The sequence below is a fragment of the Nostoc sp. WHI genome (assembly GCF_015714725.1).
In the GTDB taxonomy this organism is placed as follows: domain Bacteria; phylum Cyanobacteriota; class Cyanobacteriia; order Cyanobacteriales; family Nostocaceae; genus Nostoc.
The window spans coordinates 1-23606 of record NZ_WBKM01000133.1 but is presented as its reverse complement, the minus strand read 5'-3'; the positions used below and the strand labels follow the sequence as shown (position 1 = coordinate 23606).

The 23606-nt window shown below is 40.7% G+C and carries 16 protein-coding genes; 10 read left to right on the top strand and 6 right to left on the bottom strand.

The genetic code is table 11. The features are described 5' to 3' along the window. Positions 1 to 31 precede the first annotated feature (31 nt). Positions 32 to 403 carry a hypothetical protein gene (locus tag F8S12_RS13075; protein WP_196516702.1) on the top strand — a complete coding sequence of 124 codons (372 nt, stop codon included), beginning with the start codon at positions 32 to 34 and terminating at the stop codon, positions 401 to 403. Positions 404 to 441: 38 nt separating this feature from the next. Here the strand turns inward: F8S12_RS13075 and F8S12_RS13070 are convergent, their stop codons facing one another. Beyond that, positions 442 to 1383 carry a hypothetical protein gene (locus F8S12_RS13070; RefSeq protein ID WP_196516701.1) on the bottom strand — a complete coding sequence of 314 codons (942 nt, stop codon included), beginning with the start codon at positions 1381 to 1383 and terminating at the stop codon, positions 442 to 444. Positions 1384 to 1680: 297 nt separating this feature from the next. Here F8S12_RS13070 and F8S12_RS13065 point away from each other — a divergent pair, with 297 nt between their 5' ends. Next, a complete protein-coding gene (locus F8S12_RS13065; protein WP_196516700.1) occupies positions 1681 to 2388 on the top strand; it encodes a hypothetical protein in 708 nt (235 codons plus the stop codon). 44 nt (positions 2389 to 2432) lie between these two features. Here the strand turns inward: F8S12_RS13065 and F8S12_RS13060 are convergent, their stop codons facing one another. Then, positions 2433 to 4205 carry a ShlB/FhaC/HecB family hemolysin secretion/activation protein gene (locus F8S12_RS13060; protein WP_196516699.1) on the bottom strand — a complete coding sequence of 591 codons (1773 nt, stop codon included), beginning with the start codon at positions 4203 to 4205 and terminating at the stop codon, positions 2433 to 2435. Positions 4206 to 4677: 472 nt separating this feature from the next. On the opposite strand from F8S12_RS13060, the gene F8S12_RS13055 reads away from it, so the two are divergent. From F8S12_RS13055 to F8S12_RS13045, 3 genes are read left to right on the top strand one after another with little or no spacing between them, the layout of a single operon-like run. Beyond that, entirely contained in the window at positions 4678 to 5139 is a 462-nt protein-coding gene (locus tag F8S12_RS13055; RefSeq protein WP_196516698.1) for a GNAT family N-acetyltransferase, read from the top strand. Positions 5140 to 5196: 57 nt separating this feature from the next. Beyond that, the gene (locus F8S12_RS13050; protein WP_196516697.1) at positions 5197 to 7680 is read left to right on the top strand and encodes a two-partner secretion domain-containing protein; all 2484 of its coding nucleotides are present in this window, start codon (positions 5197 to 5199) and stop codon (positions 7678 to 7680) included. After that, the gene (locus F8S12_RS13045; RefSeq protein ID WP_196516696.1) at positions 7677 to 10172 is read left to right on the top strand and encodes a CHAT domain-containing protein; all 2496 of its coding nucleotides are present in this window, start codon (positions 7677 to 7679) and stop codon (positions 10170 to 10172) included. The genes F8S12_RS13050 and F8S12_RS13045 overlap by 4 nt, the downstream gene beginning before the upstream one ends. Before the next feature lie 373 nt (positions 10173 to 10545). Here the strand turns inward: F8S12_RS13045 and F8S12_RS13040 are convergent, their stop codons facing one another. Next, on the bottom strand, positions 10546 to 11442 hold the full coding sequence (locus F8S12_RS13040) for a hypothetical protein (RefSeq protein ID WP_196516695.1): 897 nt from the start codon (positions 11440 to 11442) through the stop codon (positions 10546 to 10548). Between the two features lie 66 nt (positions 11443 to 11508). Continuing rightward, entirely contained in the window at positions 11509 to 13371 is a 1863-nt protein-coding gene (locus F8S12_RS13035) for a protein kinase domain-containing protein (protein ID WP_196516694.1), read from the bottom strand. A gap of 287 nt (positions 13372 to 13658) precedes the next feature. Between F8S12_RS13035 and F8S12_RS13030 the strand changes: the two genes are divergently transcribed. The 3 genes from F8S12_RS13030 to F8S12_RS13020 all read left to right on the top strand — a co-directional run bounded on the left by F8S12_RS13030 (position 13659) and on the right by F8S12_RS13020 (position 19589). After that, positions 13659 to 15176, top strand: coding sequence for an NACHT domain-containing protein (locus F8S12_RS13030; protein WP_196516693.1), 1518 nt, complete (start codon positions 13659 to 13661; stop codon positions 15174 to 15176). A gap of 586 nt (positions 15177 to 15762) precedes the next feature. Further along, the gene (locus tag F8S12_RS13025; RefSeq protein WP_196516692.1) at positions 15763 to 16092 is read left to right on the top strand and encodes a hypothetical protein; all 330 of its coding nucleotides are present in this window, start codon (positions 15763 to 15765) and stop codon (positions 16090 to 16092) included. Continuing rightward, the gene (locus F8S12_RS13020) at positions 16089 to 19589 is read left to right on the top strand and encodes a plasmid replication protein, CyRepA1 family (RefSeq protein ID WP_196516691.1); all 3501 of its coding nucleotides are present in this window, start codon (positions 16089 to 16091) and stop codon (positions 19587 to 19589) included. Before F8S12_RS13025 ends, F8S12_RS13020 begins: the two co-directional genes overlap by 4 nt. A gap of 18 nt (positions 19590 to 19607) precedes the next feature. Here the strand turns inward: F8S12_RS13020 and F8S12_RS13015 are convergent, their stop codons facing one another. Continuing rightward, positions 19608 to 20537 carry a tyrosine-type recombinase/integrase gene (locus tag F8S12_RS13015; protein ID WP_196516690.1) on the bottom strand — a complete coding sequence of 310 codons (930 nt, stop codon included), beginning with the start codon at positions 20535 to 20537 and terminating at the stop codon, positions 19608 to 19610. 566 nt (positions 20538 to 21103) lie between these two features. Between F8S12_RS13015 and F8S12_RS41635 the strand changes: the two genes are divergently transcribed. Next, positions 21104 to 21226, top strand: coding sequence for a hypothetical protein (locus F8S12_RS41635; protein ID WP_269144808.1), 123 nt, complete (start codon positions 21104 to 21106; stop codon positions 21224 to 21226). A gap of 748 nt (positions 21227 to 21974) precedes the next feature. Then, a complete protein-coding gene (locus F8S12_RS13010; RefSeq protein WP_196516689.1) occupies positions 21975 to 22487 on the top strand; it encodes a hypothetical protein in 513 nt (170 codons plus the stop codon). On the opposite strand, the gene F8S12_RS13005 is transcribed toward F8S12_RS13010, so the two are convergent. After that, positions 22431 to 23096, bottom strand: a complete 666-nt coding sequence (locus tag F8S12_RS13005; protein WP_196516688.1) for a hypothetical protein — start codon at positions 23094 to 23096, stop codon at positions 22431 to 22433. The genes F8S12_RS13010 and F8S12_RS13005 overlap by 57 nt on opposite strands. Between the last annotated feature and the right edge of the window lie 510 nt (positions 23097 to 23606).

The following is a 23606-nucleotide window of genomic DNA, read 5'->3' as shown; positions in this document are numbered from 1 at the left end:
TTGTCAAAATTTGTATTGCTGAGGGGGACTTATGGGTGAATCGAAACGCCGAAAGGCAATACTAGGCAATCACTATGGTTTGCCTAATATTTTCAATGAAGTCCAATCAATGTGGACGCAGATTAATTTCTCGATCAAGCGAGTAAAAGATTCTGATAATGGATGTTTACTTGTTCAGTGTTCCAACAACGACCGAGGATTCCATCAAGACACTATTGCCCAACTTCAAAAAGAAATAGAAAATTGGAAATGTGATTTGGATATTCCTATCTTGATCCAAGTTCTCCCAAGGGGAGTTAAAAATTCAGAAACTAAACTTTTTGAGGGGTTCGTTACCCTTTGGTGCAATTGTCCTGAATTTGAATTGTGGCGAGAAATATTTGAAACTAAACTCGTTAAGTGAACTTTGTTGCATTAAATTATTGTTTCCTAGCTGCACCATCATTTCTGTTGCCTCCACTCGATTTTGTACTCCCGTTCCACAGCCGCCAGCAGCTTTGCCTGCAAGGATGACAGATACGGTTTAGCTTGTTTCCCCAAACCCTGCAACAGCCAATCTACAGAAGAGTCACGGCTGGCCACTTGATGCAACTGCCGTAACCTCACACATAGCTGCTGCATGAATCTACAATCTCCATCAAGCAATTCCAGTGATTTCAGGTGTTCGATTTTTACGGTGTAGTCCCCATCCCATGTCTGGAGTGTACAGCTGTATTCGCCAACATGAGTTACCACTCCCCAATAACCCGCTTTACCCCTTAAGTCTGGGTCATCTTTAGGCAGAAGAATGCATATTTCACCAATATGGTAAGGATTGGGTACTTTCGTCCTTTCACGTATCCTATCCACAACATCTTTCACTATGCGACCGGATGGAATCTTATTGCCAGCTTGCTCTACTGCCTGCTGCCAAACATCCGCTTGCACAGCCGGTTCCAACTCGGCTTTCGCCAAAAAGCGCAATTGTCGTTCGTTGGTCGGCATTGGAATTTGCCGACCAATGGTCGGCAAAAACTTTTGGAGATTCTCATAAACGACGGTAGCCGAAATCTTCAAGTAAGCCGCGTCACGACTATAGTTGAAGCGATCTCGGCAGTATTCTTCAAAAGTCCGGTGCGTGGAACGGTACAATCTGCCATCGCGCAACTCCATCAGCGCCTGACCTGCTTCTAAAAATGCACGTTCCACACGGCGTTCCAAGTGCAAGCGTAAGCTTTGTTCTTCCTCGCTCAACTCTGTAACTTCAACAGCAGTGACCGTAATCGTTACTGAAGCTGGATTTTCGTGCGAAGAAGGATCTTTTGTTGCAGAGTCGCTTGCTGGCTTTAGTTCGCCAGATACCGCAGGGATAACTTTCTTGCGTCTAGATGGTGGTTTGTTCATTGCCGCACCTCCAAACTGACAGCAGTCGAACAAATATTGAATTGTGTCATCATGGAATATAGAGTTTTTATTTATGCCCCCATCCTTTAAACAGGTTGGGGTTTTTCATTGCTTTTTATATTTTGCACAGATGAAAGAATACTTTGACGAAAATCAGTCCAATACCACAGTTAATAAGAAAAACTTCAGTTGTCAGGAGCCTGAATTCAATTCTGACTTCTGACTTCTGACAACTGAATTCAATTTCAGCTTATTCTAGAAATTACCCTCTTCAACACACGGGTAAAACAACGGCTAATGCTTGATTATTTGACAGCGAGTATTGCGTTTTGGATGACTTTGCTTGGAGTACAAGAGTTGTTATTAGAATTTCGCCTGGGTTATTTTGGTAGCTACTGGTTTCTTGCGAGTGCCGCGAGCTTATTCATCAGCTTTTTGCTGTCTGGGTTAATTACTATCACGCTAATCATTAAATTTGCAGTAGATCCGTTTACTTTCCCAGGTAATGTTATTCTTTGTGCCATCACTGCTGTCATCTTTGGTGTGATTCTCACTTTGGCGCAATGGCTGATACTTCGTCAATCCGAGATGACACCGAGAGTTTTTGCGCTGATCAATACAGTTATTGGAATTATTGTCTACTTTCTATTGGTATGGCTCAATGAGGGGAGTTTGGAGTGGAGCGGTAGCCCCTTTGGTAACTGGAAAACTGTCCTCGTTTTTTTAGCTGGTGGTGGGATTACCGGAGGTGTTACGGGCAAGGCTTTGGATTTCTACTGTGAGCGAGTGGAGCAGCGATTAATTCAAATCGAGAGAGAAAGAGAAGAAAAAGAAAGGCAGAGAATAGAAAGAATAGAAAATGAGATATTTGAAAGGAAAAAGCTTGAAAAAGAAACTCTAGAGAGATTCAGGATCGAGAGAGAAATCGCTTTGGAGAAAGAAAGTGGTATGAAGAACATGGTGATGATGATTTCGAGGATGAGGAGGATGAAGAATAATATCTGAGTATTACTTTACACGCCTACATACTTGTTTATTTTCTCAATAAATCAAAAAGGATTATAAATCACCGAGAAATAAATCCCGTTTTCCTGCCATGTTCTATCTGGCTGATCAACTGCTATCAAAGGAATGCCCCAGTCCAAACGTGCAGTGAAGCGATCGCCTTGTGACCAACGTAACCCTAGACCAACGGAAGCCAAAGTATTGGAACTGCTGGTATTAGAATTGTCTCGGCTCGAATTATTCCAAGCGACTCCAAAATCTATAAAAGGTATAACTTGCAACAGACCATTCCTCCCAGATGTCCGAAGTACTGGAACTTGAACTTCGGCTGAAGCAAAAGCACCGTTGTCATCTAGCAGAATATCTTGGCGATAGCCACGGATACTATCAATTCCACCTAGTCCAAACTGCTCGAAAGGTAGAAGTGAAGTCGATGACAATTGCGTATTCAGGCGGAACAAAAATATAGTTTCAGGAGCTAAAAGCCGCGCCCACTGTGCTTGTGCAAGCCATGAGAAAAAACGGCTATCGGGAGCTTCTTGATTGATTGTGGCGTTCAATGTACTGATCCCCAGGTTGAATTGCGATCGCACTGCTACTACTTGGCGAGGGCTGCGAGAAGTCCATTCTTGAAAAAACCGCAATGCAGTCAATTTGGTGCGTCCTGATTCATCAGCACCCAACGAAGGAAAAGGTAATCGTTCTCCTAGTGGTACATAAGAGGTTTCACTTTCCTGGCGGGAAGCTGTCAAACCTACAGCGAATTCTTGTGTGGGAGTTTCTATTAGGGGCTGGCGGTATGTCAGTTCGTAGTAACGGGAAGCTCCTTCGATATCTAAGGAGTTAAATGGCCGTTCGATGATATTACTTTCGGAAGTACCATAGTTGAAACTAAGCGTACCGTTTTTGGGATTGACAGGCAATGTGTAGCTGCCGTAAAAGAAGTTACTACCATCTGTATTACTGTAACCTACACTCAGTCCATCTCCCAATCCGAGTAAGTTAGCTTCATTTAGTTGTACTCGGCGTTGAAAGCTCCCAACCGCAGGAGTGCGCCCGTTATCAAGCACTATTTGGGTACTGAAGGTTTTCGCTTCTTCAACTTCAACTAATAGTACATTTGTACCTGAGACTGATCCGCGCTTCAATTCAGCAGACAGGTTTTGAATCAACGGATTAAGTCGCAAAACTTGTAGTGCCTCTAACAGACGCTTCTGGTTGAGAGGCCCATTAATGGCTGCTTCTATCCGACTGCGAACATAATTAGGAGAAAGCCTTTGAGTCCCAGTTACCTCAATTTTTTGCAATTTTCTTTCGACTACTTGAATTTTGGCAACACCGGACTGAATTTTTTGAGGTGGAATGTAAGCACCAGAAGTAATGTAACCATTATTGACGTATAGATCAGTGATTTTGGCGCGGGCTTGATATAGTTCAACGATTGATATCGGTCGATTGATAAATTCCGCAAGCGTTTGGGCTAACTCTTGGGGACTAAAAACTGTGCTGCCAAAAACTTCAAACCGTTTTACAGTAAAAGTTTCAGGAATCTGGCTAGGGAAAGGTTTTGATGATGGGGAATCTGGGGAGGACGGTTCTAACAGTTCACTTGGTGGGGTCAGAGGTTGTGGTAGGTGTGGTGAGGGCAGTGGGTAAGGCAAGGGTGGTTGCACATCTTGCGGTGACGGCAGATTTGGTTGTTGTGCAATATCTACAACCTGGGCGTAGAGAGGTTTAGAAATTGTACTGCTGAGTAACACTAATAGACTCAGATTTAACCAGGAAAATGCAACCTTTTGATGAGATTTATCACTCATAATGTAGGTGGAATATTGGCATAACCTTTGAAATTGTACAAGAACAGACTGGTATCAAGTTTTTATAAACTGTTGAAAATTATTTGGTAACAGCTTAATAACAGCTATATGCATTGATAATGTGCGAATAGTTGATAACTTCTGGTATAGGATTAGCAAGTTTCAAATTTTGATAATAAATAAAAAGTATTATTTTCCCTTTGCTCTGTATTTTTATTCTACTAGGTTAGTATAATTACTTAATTTGCCTATTCACTTAATACAATGAACTCGGTAATAATAAATACAGAGCTTCAAAACTGGAACAATTTTTACTGGCATCATCTTGGAGACTGCGATGAAACTTGGAAGATACATAACTTCCAAAAATAGATAAGCAATTGATTTAACTGACAAGACGGTATACAATGCAAAAAACCTTTGTGTGTAATTTATATAGTTTTTAATCATCAATAGTTGAATAAACGAGAAAATGACACAGATTAATTTTTCATTGCCACATGAATATGTTCTTAGAAAAGCTAAACCTTTTGATATTTGGTTGATTCTATTATTCATGGTTAAAGCCAGACTTGATGCAACCCAACTCAAGTTGAAACAGTTTTGGATAATTGAATATGATGGTCGCTTAGTGGCATTTGGACAACTACGAAATTTTTCTTTTGCACAAGAATTAGGTAGTTTATATGTCGTCCCAGACTGCCGAAATCAGGGGCTAGGAACTTTTTTAGCAGAGCATTTATCTACTCAAGCTACTCAGCCTCTTTATTTAAAATGCGTAAAAAAGGAATTAATAAATTTTTACACAAAAAGATGTTTTGTAAATGTTAATTACGAGGATTTACCGCCGTCACTTAAATCTAAATTTTTTCTATCTCAAGTAAGAAAGAGATTGCTAAAGGGTTTTGTAATGTTTATGAAATACGAGCCATAATTATTTGTTTTTAAAAACCAAATTGGATTTATTTTAATTTAAAAAGGTTATTTTAGTATGGGATTCTATTATAATAATTTACTAATAATTTCTGCTACTGTTTTGGTCTATAATCTGCTGACCAATGCTCCATCTCGATCTCAGATTATTCCAGATAGCACATTGCCTAACAACACAAGTATAAAGTTAGAAAATGAAACTAGAATTATAGAAAAAGGAACAACAGTAGGCGGTAATTTATTTCATAGTTTTAAAGAATTTTCTATCCCTACTGGAAGTACAGCTTATTTTAATAATTCAATTGGTATTGAAAATATTATAGGCAGAGTCACTAGCAATTCAGCTTCTAGTATTGATGGATTAATTCGTGCTAATGGTTCAGCAAATTTATTTTTAATCAATCCTAATGGAATTGTTTTTGGTCAAAATGCCCAGTTAAATATTGGTGGTTCTTTTATTAGCAGTACAGCAAACAGTATCAGGTTTGCTGATGGCTTTCAATTCACGGATAGAGATTCCCAAACTACACCGATACTGACTATAAGCACACCAGTTGGACTGCAATTTGGGAATAAGTCTGAAGCAATCCGTGTTGAAGGGATAGGACATAGCGTAATTGGTTCAGGATTCTCCCCAGCAGTCGGACAAAATGCCTCTACAGGTTTACGAGTTCAGCCAACAAACACAATAGCATTAGTTGGGGGAAATGTGATTTTAAATGGCGGCATTATAACAGCCGAAAGTGGAAGGGTTGAACTAGGTAGTGTGGGAAAGAATAGTTTAGTCAACCTAATACAAACATCCTCTGGCTGGAATTTATCCTACGAAAATACAGCTTCTTTTCAGGATATTCAACTATCAAAACGTGCTTTAGTTAATGCTAGTGGCGTTAGTAGCGGTTCTATCCAGGTACAAGGACAAAAGATTACACTTACTGACGGTTCTGTAATTTTAATTCAAAATCAAGGATTATTGCCAGGAGGAACGTTACAAGTAAATGCTTCCGACTCCTTAGACATAAGTGGCACTGATCCAGTTGCTAAAATTGCCGGTAGTTTACGGAATGAAACTATAGGACTCGGCAAATCTGGAGACATAAAAATATCAACTACAAGATTAATTCTTCGGGATGGAGGGCAAATAAATTCCTTGACATTTAGTCCTGCCAACAGTGGCAATATAATTATAAATGCAACTGACTCTGTAAATTTAGTCGGAGTTTCACCTCTCAATTCCGGTGTTTTTAGTCTTATTACTGCTGGAACATTTGGTTCTGGAAATGCTGGCAACATTGCGGTATCAACGGAAGAACTTATCGCTACAGGTGGTGGTGCAATAGGATCTTCAACATTAGGAATCGGTAGAGGAGGAGACGTAACGATAAATGCAACTGACTCTGTAATAGTAGAGGGATATGCACCAATTACCTTTCAACCAAGTATTTTATCTGCTACAACTTTAAATGCTGGTAACGCAGGTAATTTAACAGTCAATACATCAAGATTAATAGTTCGAGACGGGGGCAGGATTGATTCTTCTACCTTAGCAAGTGGTGATAGTGGAAGTGTTACTATAAATGCTTCAAATTCCATAGATATAAAAGGTGTGCCTAATTCTCCAAATCCTAGCTTAGTAATTTCATCAGCTAATATCGAGTCTCAACTCATACGGAATTTGTTCAGACTTCCTCCCATTCCTTCTGGTAACTCAGGAAATATAGCTATTAATACTCCTCTTTTGAATATTACTGGTAACGCTCTGATTACTGTTCGCAATGATGGTCTTGGCAACGCCGGGAGTATTCAAGTTAACGCCAATGGAATCAATATTACCAATAACGGAGGAATCAGTGCCACCACTGCGATCGGAGAAGGAGGAGACATTGCAGTTCAGTCAAACATTCTTCAATTAAACAATGGCACTATCTCTGCAACTGCTGGTCAACAAGGCACAGATGGCGATGGTGGCAATATCACTATCAACACAGATATCCTAGTTGCAATAAGAAATAGTAGTATTACAGCTAACGCTTTTAAGGGACAAGGCGGAAATATTGATATAGATGCTACAGCATTCTTCATTTCACCTAACAGCCGATTGGAAGCGAGTTCGCAGTTAGGAATTGATGGCACAATTCAAGTTGACGCTCGGTTCACTAATTTTAATTTCAATAAAGTACAGCTAGAAGGAATTTCAAATACTCTAGAAATTGCATCAGTTTGTCAAGGACGTTCAGGCATAGCGGCAAGTAGTTTTGTGATCATTGGAACTGGTAGCCCACCACGTACTCTTCAAGACCAACTATCCAACAATAATGGATGGCAGGATGAGTCTATTTCAGTTCAAGCAAGTGATAACTCAGAGAAACTAAAACCGCCAATTCAGGAAGTAAAACCAATTGTAGAAGCCCAAACTGCTGTAATAGAACCATCAGGAGACGTCAACTTATTGGCTGAACCGAATAAAGAGATTGCTGTTGCTTCGTTGTCAACTGCTGAACCTTGCTTTGCTCAAGATTCTGCATCAAAATTTTTGCCATGAAAATCAGTAGACGAGGGTACTTATTTTTGTGGTTCACAGGTTTGTTAATCGCTGTTGGCAAGCCATCCCGACTCATGGCTCAGGGTGGAAATAAAAATACACAACGCAATCAGGCGCAATTTTTGACTGCTCAAGGACATGAACAGTTAAATCAGGGGCAATATTGGGAGGCTCTTGCGACTTGGGAAGAAGCTACAAAGATTTATGGTCAACTCCGCTTAGATGAAGGTGTTACTGGGAATTTAATCAACCAAAATCTCGCCCAACAAGCTCTGGGGTTATACTCTAACGCCTACGATACCATGTTGTCAGCTTTAAAAATGGATAAGCGGATTTTTTCTCCAACGCTTAATCCATATAAAGAATTTGATGAAAAAGCACTTTACGCAACAATTCATCAAGTAAATCCAACGTCAGTAAATTTGCTGGCACTACGAAATCTGGGAGATGTTTTACGTTTAGTAGGTAAGTTAAATGAGTCGGAAATAGTTTTAAAAGAAACGTTATCGCTCACTCAACAAATGAAACTAAGGGAGGAAGTTAATTCAATTTTACTTTCGTTGGGGAATAGTAAACAGTCGATGTACGAGCGATCACGAGATCAGTATAAATGGGTAGAAGAACCAGTTTTTAAAAAAGAAACCGTTGCTCTGATTCAGCAAAATGCGCTCTTCTCGCTTGATTATTACGAACAGGTAAATAACATAGCAGGCGCTTCTCAATCTCTCAAGCTCAAATCTCAACTACACCGCTTGAGCTTATTATTAGATTTTCATAAATGGTTGACCACAGAATCTAGGTCAGGTAATAAGAAAACAGTCATAAATAAGATTGAGCAACAAATTCCAGCTTCAATAGACTTAATATTGAAAAACTCTTCAGCTTTTTCTGAATTATCTATTAGCCAATCTGCTTATGCAAAGCTAAATTTTGCTGAGAACCTAAATAAAACTTTAAATAAACAATTGCAGTCTGTAGCTGTAGAGTATGCAGAATCTGCCTTAAAAACAGCTAAGAGCCTTAAGAATCAACGCTTAGAATCTTACAGTTTGGGTACTCTAGGTAAATTGCAACCAGAACAATCACAAACATACTTTGAGCAAGCTTTAGGCTTTGCTCAATCAGTTCAGGCGTGGGATATTGCCTATCAATGGCAGCAAAAATTGGGTGATTTGTATAGTAAACAAGGAAAATACGAAAAAGCTTTTAAAATTTACGAGGCAGCTATTAGTAGCTTAACACAAGTTCGTACTAACCTTTTATCTAGCAACCCTGATACTCAGTTCTTCTTCTACGAACAAGCGGAGCCTGTGTACCGTAATTATATGCGATTGCTACTAGCAAATTCTAGCCCTGATCTAAAACAAGTACTTCAGACGAATGGACGATTGCAAATAGCACAGTTAGAAAACTTTCTTCAATGTGGCAAACTTGACCTTGTGCCATTGAACGAGCTTCAAAATTTACCTAGCACCACTGCAATAATTTACATTATTGATTTAAGCACAACTATAGAAGTAATTGTCCAATCTTCTGACTACTCCCTTCACCATCATTCTGTTGATTCAAAGCTAATTAGAGGTCATGTCATTAATCTGTTAAATATTTTACAGTCTGCTAGGTTATCCTCTACTGATAATCCTAAAATTACCTCACCTTATCAAAAGCTTTACAAGTTGCTGATTGCGCCAATCAAAATATATTTACCCTCATTAGGAACGCTAGTGTTTGCTTTAGATGCTTCTTTCCAAAGCTTACCAATGGGATTGCTTCATGATGAGAGAGACTATTTAATAAAGCGATACAGTGTTGCACAAACTTTGGGTTCTAAAGTCCGACCACCTAAATCTTTGTCCCAAGAGCGGTTAACAGCTTTAATTGCTGGACTCTCCAAGCGCAGCCCTAGCTTCAATGACCAGAACGCTCCCAAAGGTTTAAAAGCCCTACCAGGAGTAGCAGAAGAGGTAGCAGATGTGAAGAAACAAACTACTTCCTCAAAAATATTGCTAGATGAAAAATTTACCAGTTTACAGTTTAAGGAAGAACTGAGTAAAAAAGGCTTTCCAATCATGCACATAAGCACTCACGGTCAATTCAGTTCTCAGACTAAAAAGACGGTATTTTTAGCTTATGATAAAGTAATTAACATCTTAGAGTTTGACAGTTTAATAAAAGATAAAACTCAGTCCAGTGAAAATGCAATTGAGTTATTAGTTCTAAGCGCCTGTCAGACAGCAAAAGGAAATAAAAAGTCAACGCTAGGAATGGCTGGAGTGGCAGCACAAGCCGGCGCACAGAGTATAGTAGCCAGCCTATGGTTGGTAGATGAAGGTTCCACCGCTCAACTTATGGAAGAATTCTACGAGTGTCTGAAAAATGGCTTGACTAAAGCAGAGGCTTTACGTCAAGCACAATTGAGTTTGTCATCCAATCCTCGATACACTCACCCTTACTTTTGGGCGGGTTTCGTACTCGTTGGAGGATGGCTTTAAACCAATTCGCAATTCGCAATTCGCAATGACGCGACGCTTACGATGACTCGCTACCGCTGCGTCCCTTGGGCGTCTCGTAGAGAAGAGAGCAATTACGTTTTGTGACGGTTTCCGTCCACAAAACTTCGGGGGATTTAGCTTAGGCGTTCAATTCGCGTTGCTTGATAGAAGCAGAGGACTTTAACCCCCAAAGGTCGTTAAGTTACAAGTCTGGACAATTTGTAATTGTTGTCTCAGGTAACTTATGTTTGTGATAACACTCTATGATCTTTAATCCTTCTTGCACACGAGTTAATTCATTGAAATTACCAGTGCTTTTCGCCAATTGAGCTGCTTTGGCATATTCACGCAGGGCTTCATTAGGTAGCCATGCTTATAAATACCGTTCTGCTAATAAGCGATAAACAGCGGGATTTTGACTTCTCTTTGAAACTAATACTTTCAATGTTTCAATCGTTTCATTCAAAAGATTTCTAGACATATATATGGCATCTAGATCCGAAATAGCAGCTTCATCTGGATCTAAGCCTAATTCATTAATCTGCTTCACCCTTTGTGCAATAGCATTTTGTTCTTCTTGGGTCAAAACACTAACTACTAATGGCTCGGAGGAACTAATGGGAGTATCATCCACGTTTGCAAGCACAGTAAACTTGTAGGTGTTACCAAACTGTAATTCCTTTTCTTCTTCTGGGTAGGGAAGTGTGGTAATTGTTTTATCGACTGTTCTCTCCCAGTAAAACTCGTAACCACTGACAATTACTGTGTAATTAGTAGCTTTAGAAACAGCAGACCAAGAGATTGGAGGTCTGGTACTTAACATTGAACTGCCATAGGGACTAATTAGCGTTGGTACATTCTGCTCCTCATCTGAACCTCTAGTATTCTTGCACCTACTTGGGTTCAATCCTGTACATAACTCCACTTTTTCCTTTGGCAATACACATTCGTCGGGAGCATCGAAAATCTTACTCTGCTTAAGATATAAAAATTTTCCATTCAAATAGCACAGAGCCATGACTGTACGCCCCTTAACTGGTTTAATACGATCTCCTGAGCATATTTGGCTACCTACTGGTAAATTCAAATCACTGGCGCTATAAATTCGACCGATTGGCTTGACACATACCTCTGTTGCTATCGCTTGAGACTGCTTCCATGCACTGCTCCAATGTAAAATAAGTAATGTTGATGCGATGAGTAGAACTTGGAATCTGTATCTAAACACTTTTTTTTCCGAAGTCAGAGTAAATCTAGCATTAACTTTCATAGCGCAGTGGAACTTGAAAAAAAATTACATCAAACAAAAATTTTAATATAATATGAGAATTGTTTGCTATTCATGCTCAGAAGGTTTTAGCCTAATTCTTTGCAATACTTCTGTCCGCCAACCAAAGACTTCTGGTTCTCTAGATTCAGTTAGCAAACAAGCTTCCCAAGAAAGCCAAGCATAATCAACATCACCTAGCGCTTCTTGCACCTGTGCTAACAAACAGTGAGTAGATGTTCTTTGTATATCTAACTCTTTCGCTTTTTCTAAATACTTTTTTGCCTCACTATATTTCTTTTGCTCAAATTTCGCCCAGCCTAAGTTTTTATACAAAACTGCTTGCAGTTCAGGTTCTTTAGCTTTTTGTAGTCCTTCAGTGGCTAAAGCAATTGCTGTATTATAATCCCTATTAATAATTTTTAATCTGGATAAATTATTGATAGCTATTATCGCTTGACTATTACTTTTTATAGCCAGATAATATTGTTGTTCTGCTAAATCGTATTTCATTTGATCATCATAAAAAATTCCTAACCCATAATGTCCTTCCCAATTATTCGGGGTCAATCTAAAACCATTTTCATAACTATCAGTTACACACTTGTAGTCTTGTAATTGTTTACACACAATACCTAAGTTGTTATAGATTTGTACATTTCTGTTATTATATTTAATTGCTAATTCATAATATTTTTTAGCTAATTCTAGGCTATTTGTACTGCGAAGTCCTTTGTCAAAGTAAAATTCTGAAACAGAAAATTTGACCTGGGGATTAATATTTACAGCTGAGTCAAAAATATTTTGTGCCAATGGAGAATCATTTGCTGCTTCTGCCTTTTTTCCTTGGGCTACTAGATTGTTAGCTATTGCTGGCAGAAGTATTTTGAAAAAACCAACAACTCCGAAAGTAATAGATGCAACTATTACACTAATTACAAATGTTTTAGACTTTCTTAGTCTATAAAGTTTACTTTGCTGAGGGAGTTTTTTTAGCCGTTGCAAAATTATTTCAGTAGTCTGCGGACGCTGCCCTGGAAGGAAAGCCATTAATTCATCAAGAAAATCAGCAAAGGGTTTATCAATCTGCCGTGCTTTATCTCTCCAAATTAGGTTTCCTGTTTTTTTATCTATTGGCAGATCCATCAGTTGAATACCAGTAATCAGATTTACAAAAGTCCTACCTAAAGAGTAGAAATCTGATTGCGGTACTGCTTGACCATTAATTTGCTCCAAAGGAGTATAATGAGGCGTAACAACAGACGTAACTTCATATCGTCCTCCCCTACCTTTATCAGTCCCCCCACTCCCACTAACTTTAGCTAAGTAAGTATTAGTCAATCGCCGTGCAGTACCAAAATCAATTAATGCTAGTTGACCGTTTGGCTGAAGAACTATATTAGAAGGCTTGATATCTCGATGGAAAAAATCAGAATGGTGTACTGTATCAAGAATTTCAACTAACTGTTTCAGCCATTCTAATGCTAGAGATTGTGAAATTTTCCCATTAAATTCTATCCACTGCTCTAAGTTCCGTCCCTCAAATTTATCCATAACTAAGCAATGTAATATTATGCGGCTATTCTTAGGAACAAATGTGAAAAAGTCGTCCACAGTGCTTTCGGGAATATTAGGATGCTGAATCAGTTGCAAAGCCAGGGATTCATGCTCGATCAACTTAACTAAATTAGGAGTATCCCATTTCAGAACTTTCATGACTCGCCGCTTAAGACCAGGATTCAATTGAGTACCAGCGTCGTCTACTTCAAAAACTTCAAAATAATTAAACGGGTTATTACCAAGTTCTCTCAATGGTTCAACTAGGCGAATACGGTCGTTGATAAGCAGCGAAGTACCACACGACAGGCAGTTTTCAATGTCATTAGGATTTTGACGGTTATCGCAAAAAGGATTGATACAATAGCATGACATATTTGGAAAACTTATATAAAGCAGATGGGAATTGACTCTTGTGTGTTAACTAACTCACTAAATATTTCACTGCTAAGTGGCTCACTAACTGACTTACAGGCATAAATTTAGGCATATTCAGGGCTTAGTAACAATATTAGAAATTTGTATGCTACTCCTGCTAGAATAAGCAATTACAGACGGAAAAGCCTAGTATGATTATGTGTGTTATGACACGCTATTAAAATAACTCTAGTTATGGAATTTGACTGAAAAATATCTATTTCTCTATTGGCACAAGGATAGTCATGGATTTTAATGCTGAACAAAGGCTGAATTTACCACTAAATCCTTCCCTCTCTTCGGCTACCATAACAGGACGGAACTTTCCGGAACATAATTGTTCCAAGACAGTAACTTTTGAAGAAGCCTTGGTTGTAGTAGAAGACTTAGTATTTACTAAAACAGGTAGACGCTTATCTGAAGCTGAAATCACTGTCCTGAAAGGAACATGGAATGATTGTGATTACGAGGAGATAGCGAAAAACTCACCTTATAGTCTTAATTACTTACAACGGCGGTTAGCTCCTCAACTATGGGATGTATTGTCCGCTACCATTGGAAATGGTGAACGGGTTTACAAAAAGAATCTGCGGAATTTTTTAGAAATAGCAACCCAAGAAAAGTATCATACTCAACCAACACCAAGTGCAAAGCAAGTAACCCCTGCCGACAACTCTCTACAAATTATTGGAGGTCAACCACCTGATATATCTAGCTTTTATGGACGGGTGCAGGAGCTGGCTGATTTAGAAGAATTAGTAACCAAGCAGCGTTGTATTTCACTAATAGGAGTGCCAGGAGTTGGTAAGAGTGCATTAGCTGCAAAGTTAATAGCAGCACTTAGCGTACAATCTCAACCTAGATTTGATTACTTTTTCTGGAAATCAGTTTCTCATGCACCATTAGTTCAGGACTTAACTGCCGAGCTGATAGAACAAATACAAACTGTAGAACCCTCCTTAAACCTCCCTGATTATACCCAGGGAAGGATTACAGTTTTGATTAAGCAATTGCAATCCCGTCGCTGTCTGCTGGTATTGGATGAGTTTGACGCATTATTCCAGAAAAATAACTTTGAGCAACGGTTAGAGTATGAAACATTTTTTCGTCGCTTACTGGAAGACCAGCACCAAAGCTGCTTGCTTCTAACTGGCCGAGTTTTCCCTAATGAATTCGATAGTCTAATAAGGGCTAAACGATCTATTCAGTATCTCAAAATTAAAGGCTTAGATACAGATGCTGCAATGCAGCTTTTAGCTGCCCAAGGATTAACTAATCCACAAAAGTGCCATGAGTTGATTAAAACATATTGCGGTAATCCATTGGAACTAGAAACAGTAGGAGAACGAATTAACTACTTTTTCGGTGGTAGTACTGAAATATTTTTTGAAAACCAAACTACATTTGTTAGCAGTGAGCTTGAAGCAATGCTCGATAAAATGTTTACTCAAGTGTTAAGTAAAATCGAGAGGCAGATTATGATTTTTTTAGCAAATGAAATAGCTTCACATTCCCAATCCATTTGTTTTGTTAAGCTATTAACTAATATAAATCAAAGAGATAAAGCATCTTTGTCAACTTCAGAGTTAGTCAAAGCATTAGAAAAACTTGAACGCCTGTCATTACTAGAAAGTATTAAACATCCAATTACAAAAGAAATTACTTTTACTCTTCAACCAGTAATTAAAAAGTATATTTTGACAGATCGACAGGGGTTGGTACATACATCTGATACTTTACCAACATTAGCGATCGCATCTTAACAGAGGTAGCTATGATTGCAGGAAAACTAGAAATCACAATTAAACTGCCGAGGGCTGCTTGAGCTACAGGGGAATCGCACCCTACATGGAGGTGTTAATAACCTCAGATTACCCTTCCCCCTCAAAAAAAAAGATTGTTAACGAGAGTGGAGGTCTAAAAGTAAAAATCAAAACGACGTTACATAACAGATGGACAGAAGTTCTGTAAGATTAAGGCTAGTTGAAGCGAAAGTATGGAGGTCAAAAATTTAAAGGACAAAACGTACTAAGGAGTAACGCTTCGTCCAAATGGAAAAATCGAATAACTCCAGAGCGGGGTTATCTCCTGGAAACCAAAGCAGTGGTACTTAAAGTTTGGCGACTTTCCACTGACTGGTCGAACGAGATTGAATCCGCTGCTTCTTGTATTATACGAGAAGCCGCACGAAACGCACCAGTTTTGTGTGGCAATTTCTGCTATCGAAATTTCAAGGGTTTAGTAAAGTTAAGTTTGATTAAGAAATATCCCGAATTTCGTAGCAAAAATCCTTAGCAGCGCAACAACCCCCTCTGAAGCTTGTAAACCGAGTTATCAGGGGAAAATATTGTGATAAATAGCAAACCCAAGAGCGCAGTAGTTGAGCGCATGGGGTGTGATAGTGCAGCTTTCGCACGGCAAATTTGTGCTGTAGCGTCGGGTAATTTCAGAAATATCCTGTCTAGAGCGAGAGTTTGGCAGCTTTCAAGTTGGCTGTGTTTAGATAATGGCGATAGAAACATCACTGGGCTAGCCGTTGTAATCACCTGCGACGTGGGTGATGATTACTGGCAGTTGCGGCTCAAAAGAAAAAAACTAGCGATCGCGTTTCTTCCGCTCAAACGTTATTTTCAAAAAAACATACCTCTCTCCAAGGAATTCCAAGGAGAGAGCGGATGAAATTACGCCCAATTGAATACCCCAACAACCTCAAGGCTGCTGAATACCATGAGTTGACGGTTGGCAGCGCCATTCACCCAGCACTGATTGAGCGCAACTTCTTCCACATCGAGGGAGAAACAATTTATGACTACCTTTTCATCTCCGACAAAATCCCTCGAAAAAATGCAGGTCGAGTCACGGATGCATACATCAAAATGTATCAGCATCTATTACTAGGAGGAACATGGATTCAATCTCTTGACCCCTTTAAAAACTGGCAGCCAATGGACTGGGGGCGGATTAAGCCCAACTTCCCCCGTATTGATTGGCAAAAAGGTAAACCCGTTAAGTACGAGTCACCCCCCAAGACCCCCAACCGCGTTACCTACTTTGATGTCGCCAACCCCATCTGGGACAAAGTTGCAAAACGCTATCTAATTAAGCGCTATCATTCACTTTTGGCACTGCGATTGGTTGATAAACTCAATCCGCTAATATTTTGGGAGTGGGTAAAGCAGCATCCAGAGATTCCCATTATCTTATGCGAGGGTGAGAAGAAAGCCGCTTGTTTGCTGAGTTTGGGGTTTGTAGCGATCGCGCTCCCCGGCATCTGGAACGGGCGCGTGGGCAAACAAGATTTCGATGAACGGTTGCATCCTGACTTAGTACCAATGGCTCAGGCGGGACGCAAGTTCATTATTTTATTCGACTACGAAACCAGAGCCAATACCCGTTGGTCAGTTTTTCAAGCTACTGTTCGTACTATTAGAGCGATTGAATCTCAGGGCTGCACAGGTGAAGTGGCATTGTTGCCAGGTCCAGAAAAAGGCGTTGATGATTTCGTGGTGGCAAGGGGTCTTGATGCTGATGCGCTACTGACTGCGATCGTAGATGATGCCAAATCGCTTAAAGATTACCAGAGATCGTACCGGGCTAAAAAATGGGGACTGAGCAAGTACCAGCCGGATGTCACAGTCAATATTAAATATTTAACCCAAGCCCTGAGTATTCCTGACTTGAAAGAAAAATGTTCATCTACCCCGGCTCTTTATGATCTGGCACAAGAACAATCGTTGACTCCTTATATTACAGGAGAAAGTCGGAAGTCAAATTCTACTGACTCAGTTGAAGAATCCAAATCGAAGAAATCCCCTACTTTCCGTTTTCCCCAGAAAGGATTAGTCGTGTTATGGAGCGATATGGGTACGGGTAAAACCGAACTCATGCGCTGGTGGCGATCCCAAAACCCCGAAGCCCGATTTCTCAACAATGGGCATCGCGTTAATCTGCTGAAAAATCTGGCTCTCCGCCTGGAAACCGCGATGTATTCAGACCTGGGTTACACAGGTTTAGCAATTGCCCAAGCTCTCTCAATTACTATCGACAGCTTGCATAAGCTCAACACCCAAGCTTTAAATTACGGGTGCATATTTATTGATGAAGCTTGCCAATACCTGACGCACCTACTACACAGTAATACTTGTAAAGAACATCGAGCCGCAATCCTGGAAGTATTGGAATATATAGTATACAATGCCCCACTGGTTGTCATCGCCGATGCTCACATGGATGATCTGACGGTGGACTTCTTTCGCTCTATGCGTCCAAAAGGCGAAATCCCGTACATTGTCAAAAACGAATGGAGAAATGGCGATCGCACAATTTACTGGTATGAAGGTACTAATTCTTCTGCTCTAGTGGCTCAGATTTCGGCAGCGTTGATGAACGGGCAGAAAATCATGGTGGTTTCTGATTCCAAACGTTTCATTAAGAAACTTGAACAATCATTCTTAGTGCAGATATTCGACTCTACTGAATCAGCCGAAAATGCTTTGAGTCAATCTAATAAGGGCATTGGTAGTCAGGAACCGAAACTACGCATTTGGTCTGTTCACTCCGACAATTCCGGCAGTGAGGAAAACGTGGCTTTTATCAAAGATATCACTAACGCTGTCAAAAACCTCGATGCCTTGTTTACTTCCCCCAGTCTCGGCACCGGAGTAGACATTGCTGAGTATCATTTTGATTTAGTGTTTGGTGTGTTTCATGGGGTTTCGCAAACCGCTACTGAATGCGCCCAACAACTTTACCGCTATCGCCCGAAAGTTCCGTTTCATGTTTGGGTGGCTCCGCGGCCTCCTTTTGGTTATAAAGATACCAATGCTACCAAGATTAAAGAGCGACTGTTGCTATCGAACCAGATGACCGCGTTTTTGATTCGCATTGACAGAGATTCAGGTAAGCGGGGCGCAGAGAAAGACTGGGCGCTAGAGGCTTATTGTCAAATCCAGGCTAATCGGCACTATTCTCTAAATAATCTGCGTGATGATTTGCGATCGCTGCTCACAGAAATGGGCAATACATTTATATCAGTGGGGAGTGATGATGATGCCAAAGCGACTGAACAGTTGAAAGAAGCTGCTGCTGCTTTGGACACGGCTTATTACTCGGCGGTTGCTAAAGCCAATAATATTACAGCGAGTGAGTATCGTCTCCGGCAGAGTAAAGATTACTTGCCACCAGAGGAAGTTTTTGAGAACGAGAAGTTTCGCATCTGGTCAGCTTATGGCATGGACGTTACCCAAGAACTGGTGGAAAAAGATGACGGCGGTCGATTAATTAGAGCGATCGCTGGACTTGAAGCCATATTATCAGAACCAGAGGGGGTTATTATTGATGAGTCCACTGACAGAGAATACCCTTCCCCACCAAAACTTGTCAGTGAAAAAGACCGCAGCGAACGAGACAATTTACCTCTATGTATGGACTGGGGGAATTACTCGGCGCGGTGGCTAGCACGGTTCAACTTGGGATTGCATCACATTCTTAAACGGCTAGTGACCGGGGGCGAGATTACTGCAACCGACCCTCTCTTAATAAATATGATGGCGATCGCCAAGAATTGTGCAGCTCATGTAAAAGCAATTCTTGGTTTTACTGTCCCTAGTGAATGTGAACCAATATGGTTATTGGCCACTCTAGTCGAGCAACTGGGGCTAAAGTTGACTTCCCGCAAGCAAGGTAAGCGCGGTGAACAGGTGAAAATTTACTCGCTATCAAAGTCGGAATTAGAATTTGCATCACTAGTAATTGCTCACCGAGAAGAACGGCGTACCTTAAAGTCGGAGCGTACCTGTTACGTTGCCGAAACTGTAGACCCGTACCAAGCTACAATGCAGTCTCAGTACGCTGTTGAGTCGGATTCATCCCCCGTATCCACCCCCCCCTATATTGGTATAGGGAATTCCCCTTATGAGGGGGGGGATACTACGGAATTTGACCCACCCCCAACAGATCGCATTACCTTACTCTATTGCGTAGAAATACTTCGCTCTGGTATCAAGCAGGGGGTAGATGCAATTAAGGGCATACTCAAGCGATGGGTTGGGGATTTGCGTTGGGAGACGGTGCTGGAGTTGGAGGTTCTAGCGGCAGATGAACTGCGACGAGTAGAGGCGGCAGTACCGGACTTTTACGAGTGGCTTGATGAAACAGTTCTGCCGATGGAGGGGTAATTTCCAATACGGTCTGTTTCAAAGATCCATCAAGTTTAAAGCACTGCTGTCATTGGGGCGGGCTTTCAAGTAACGATCGGTGATGGCTAAATTGGCATGACCCAAAGTTTCTTTCACCAGTACCGGATTAGTCCCGCGCTCAATAGCGTGAGAACCGTGGGCATGACGTAACCAGTGAGCCGAAACCAGTTCGCTTAATCCCGCTTCTAGTGCGATCACTTTGACAATCGGGTGCAAGTTTTGTCGGTCAAGGTGTCCCCCTTTTTGACTTGGAAACACTGCTGAAGTAGCGTGAGCCGAAGCTTTGAACTCCATTAATTCCGCCCAGAGTTTCTGCTTGATGAGAATTGTCCGATTCTTGCTGCCCTTGGCTTTTCGCACGTACACTTGACCACTCTCACCACGGGGTGTCAAATCTCCCCATGTTAACTCACAGATTTCACTTGCCCGTAACCCTGCCTGATACAGGAGTTTGATAATTAACAAATTACGTAGGGCTGTGTACTGGCGCTTAGGAGTTTTAGCATCAGCTAAATGCTTACTTGCTGCTCTTACCAACAATTTAATATCAGCCTCATCCAGATACCGTTCGTTGATTACATCCGGCAGTTCACCGAGTTTTAGCGCCATACCCACATTAAAAGGGAGATATCCAATTTTATGAGCGAAACTAATCAAGCTTTTTGCTGCGGCAATATATATCCGCTTTGTGCTTTCAGCATTGCCCCCTAAGTCAGCGGCGTATTCTACCAAGTCTTCATAGGTCACTTTTTTGAGGGGTTTGTCCAAAAATTCCAGAAATCGCCTAATGTAGCGTCGGTAAGAGATGATAGATGACTCTGCTTTTCCTTCCAACCACAGCGCAATCAACTTCGTCTCCGCCTGTGCCACTGGCAAGGAAGCGATCGCCTTTCTATGGGCTGTTATGTGGACAAGAGAGAGCGTCATTTTTTTTACTCCCTTAATAATCAGACACAATGGTAGTTTCGTCTGGTTTTATAGTGTCTGATTTTTATTGTCCTCCCAAATGGTCATTTCAACTCACTGTTTCACAACGGAAAAGTTCTCATTTTTTGCGTATAGTACACTCCTAATACGCAGAAAGGTGATATAAACAATACGATTACTGATTATCCCTTGCGAATTGAGAGCCGGGTATTTCCTCCGAAAAAATGCCGTTTATATACGGCTAACTTGTAGTAGAGGGAGGTGCTATTTTTGGGTGTGGGGAATTAAGAAAAAGATTTGCAACGGCGATTGCTGAATTTAACTGGCGGGTTGACTATTTAAAGTTTTTTAAAAGGGAATAGGCAACAAAAGGTTTTGTCCGGGGATTTAGAATTATACCTAAACGCTCGTCCTAAAGAAGGGGGCTTCAAATCCAAGGGTTTTCTCTCTTAGAAGGGAACAGGCAGTTTTTCTTTGAGCTTCAATCCTACTGTTGCCTGTTCCCTATTCTCTACCCCGAACGCGAGTGCGTCTTTACAGGAGAAGGGGGCGGTGAACTACAAGAAATGGAACCGAGCGATTATGCAGATGAGCAGTATGGGTATTTTCAGGAAGTAGCGGAATCACTGAGGATATTTAATACCCAGTGTGTGAGGAAGATGGTTGATGCTGGAATTGCTACAGGGTGATGTCTATATTTATTTGCTCCCGGCGTAACCGCACAGCTACCGAGTACGATCACCTACGGTGGGCGGTTACGCTAGGAGCCAATGGTAGCCGTTAGCGGTAGCATCTGTCCACAAAAAACATCGCTTGAAGAATGCGCTGACACATTTGGCGATGATAGCATCAAGGTAATTCATCATGATGAATTACACGATTTAATAAGCGTGAAGAGTCCTAGTTTACCTAGATGATACGCTCTCCATGAGCAATACAGGGCGTAAAAAAAATTAGCATCTTTCAACTGTGACCAAAGGAAGTGGGAGGAGTTTATCGCCTGTTGCAACTCGAAAGGCACAACAGCAACAGCCACGCTGCTCGAATTTATCGAACTCTACTTAGGCGATTCCCAAGATAAGGTTGATGCAATAGGTGGTAACGATTTAGACGAACGCTCGACAAGTTAGTATTTTGATTAATTTCAACTTGTCGCGGGGAATGTGCGCTCTGCTGTTGCTGTTGTAGCTCCACAGGTTAAGCATTGGGGTTCGAGTGCGGCGTGAATTGAGCTGCGCTTTGTTTGCAGTTATTGACACAATGCATTCATCTGATTAAGCACTCTTGGTGATTCCCACAGATGCAAATATATAACAAGCGAACAAAAAACCCCAACCTCAGCAAAAGGTTTGGGGAATAAATTTTTTAATATAGCTACATCTTCATCATGGCAGAACTTCATATTCTTTCAACTACTGTTCAGGCAGAGGTGGATTGGTGAACAAAGTACCTCGCAAAGGCAAAAAAGCCACCATCTCTGCATCTAGCGACGGCACACCACTAGATAACCAAGACCTTGAAGAAAACCCAGCCACAGCTACAATTACCGTAAACTCAGTCGAAGTGCCGGAGTTGACTGAGGATGAACAAAGCGATCGCTTACACCTAGAACGGCAAGTAGAAAAAGCATTTTACCTTGCAGGGAAGGCGTTGGTGGAATTACGAGACAGAAAGCTTTATCGTAGCACGCACAAAACCTTTGAGGACTACTGTCGAGAACGTTTTGGTTTTGAGCGTCGTTATCCGTACAGGTTAATGGAAAGTACGGTAATCGTAGATAATCTCATGAAAATGTGTCCTAATAGGACACAAAATGATTCAGGAGCGGACACATCTACCCCAGACTCTTATATTGTCACAGCGACAAATAAAAAGTCACTGTACATAAATCAATTAAAAACCTTTCTGCCATTGCTCAATAGTTGGACAAGTTGGCCCTGTGGGTATTAGTCCGTTAGATGACACGCCAAAATTTTTGAGTGATGTCAACTCTAAATCAGCATCTTTTATCACTGCGTTTAATATCTCTTTTTTTTCTTCTTTTGTAATTAACTCGCTTTTAGCATCTTTTGGTAAATTTGCATTTTTCTCTAGCGTAAATTCAGCTACCCGATAGAAATTTTCCTTTCCTGGTTGACCTAAATTCACACAACCCCTTGATTTCACAAACAATCCTGCGATCTGAAGGCTTGGAGTAAAATGTCGTTTATTTACAAACTTTACTTCGCCAACTGGCCCCCAAACATAAGCAGGTTGAAAAAAACCCTTAGCTGGTTCGTTCCTGGTTTCATTGCAACCTTTATTGATCTCCTCATTCATCGTAACGCTAAGTTTTCCGTCGCCACAGACTTTCCACCTTACCCTGTGTAAGTCGGGTGTGCTTTCTACATATTCCTGCAACTGCTTATCTTTTGGGCTTTGCTCATCACTTGCCGTCGCATAAACATGGGGCGAATCTTTCTGCGCTTGGCTTACCTTGTCGTCACCAGACTGACAAGCTCCTAAGCATAGTCCTACACCTATTGAAACAAGTGCTGTAAATATTTTTCTTTTACTCATAAATACTCCAACAAATGATTATGAAAATTAATTCCCAATTTCCTTGCTTGACCAAATATCTACTTCTAACAAATGCTGAAGTACAAGCTGCAAGTATTATACATATTTGTTCTATACATGCAATCAAGTTTTAACAGTTTTTAGTTATGATGCAAAACATGGTGAGGTATCGAAGGGAAAGTTCAATTTATGGAGGGCAGGGATACTTAAATCAATTCGCAATTCGCTTTTTCGCCCATGACGCTCTCTACGAGACGCTGCGCGAACGCGGACTCGCTACCGCTACGCTAACGCAATTACGTTTTGTAACGGGGACTTAAATCCCCAAACTTTGTTAAAACTAATTTCGATATGTCAAATCATAAAACTAGCCAATAGTCAATGCCCTATATTTGGCACTTACTGAAGATGTTGCACAAATACTTATACCAATAAACGATTAAGGATGTGAGTATATCAAGCACAAAGACTGATAATACAACAAAGAATTTTTATCTACGTAGATTATTA

Excerpts from the sequence above, each read along its gene's own strand:
- F8S12_RS13060 (WP_196516699.1), bottom strand. The coding sequence starts at position 4,205 with ATGAGTGATAAATCTCATCAAAAGGTTGCATTTTCCTGGTTAAATCTG.
- F8S12_RS13070 (WP_196516701.1), bottom strand. The coding sequence starts at position 1,383 with ATGAACAAACCACCATCTAGACGCAAGAAAGTTATCCCTGCGGTATCT.
- F8S12_RS13030 (WP_196516693.1), top strand. The coding sequence starts at position 13,659 with ATGGATTTTAATGCTGAACAAAGGCTGAATTTACCACTAAATCCTTCC.
- F8S12_RS13035 (WP_196516694.1), bottom strand. The coding sequence starts at position 13,371 with ATGTCATGCTATTGTATCAATCCTTTTTGCGATAACCGTCAAAATCCT.
- F8S12_RS13075 (WP_196516702.1), top strand. The coding sequence starts at position 32 with ATGGGTGAATCGAAACGCCGAAAGGCAATACTAGGCAATCACTATGGT.
- F8S12_RS13045 (WP_196516696.1), top strand. The coding sequence starts at position 7,677 with ATGAAAATCAGTAGACGAGGGTACTTATTTTTGTGGTTCACAGGTTTG.
- F8S12_RS13020 (WP_196516691.1), top strand. The coding sequence starts at position 16,089 with ATGAAATTACGCCCAATTGAATACCCCAACAACCTCAAGGCTGCTGAA.
- F8S12_RS13065 (WP_196516700.1), top strand. The coding sequence starts at position 1,681 with ATGCTTGATTATTTGACAGCGAGTATTGCGTTTTGGATGACTTTGCTT.
- F8S12_RS13005 (WP_196516688.1), bottom strand. The coding sequence starts at position 23,096 with ATGAGTAAAAGAAAAATATTTACAGCACTTGTTTCAATAGGTGTAGGA.
- F8S12_RS13050 (WP_196516697.1), top strand. The coding sequence starts at position 5,197 with ATGGGATTCTATTATAATAATTTACTAATAATTTCTGCTACTGTTTTG.
- F8S12_RS13040 (WP_196516695.1), bottom strand. The coding sequence starts at position 11,442 with ATGAAAGTTAATGCTAGATTTACTCTGACTTCGGAAAAAAAAGTGTTT.
- F8S12_RS13015 (WP_196516690.1), bottom strand. The coding sequence starts at position 20,537 with ATGACGCTCTCTCTTGTCCACATAACAGCCCATAGAAAGGCGATCGCT.
- F8S12_RS41635 (WP_269144808.1), top strand. The coding sequence starts at position 21,104 with ATGGAACCGAGCGATTATGCAGATGAGCAGTATGGGTATTTTCAGGAA.
- F8S12_RS13055 (WP_196516698.1), top strand. The coding sequence starts at position 4,678 with ATGACACAGATTAATTTTTCATTGCCACATGAATATGTTCTTAGAAAA.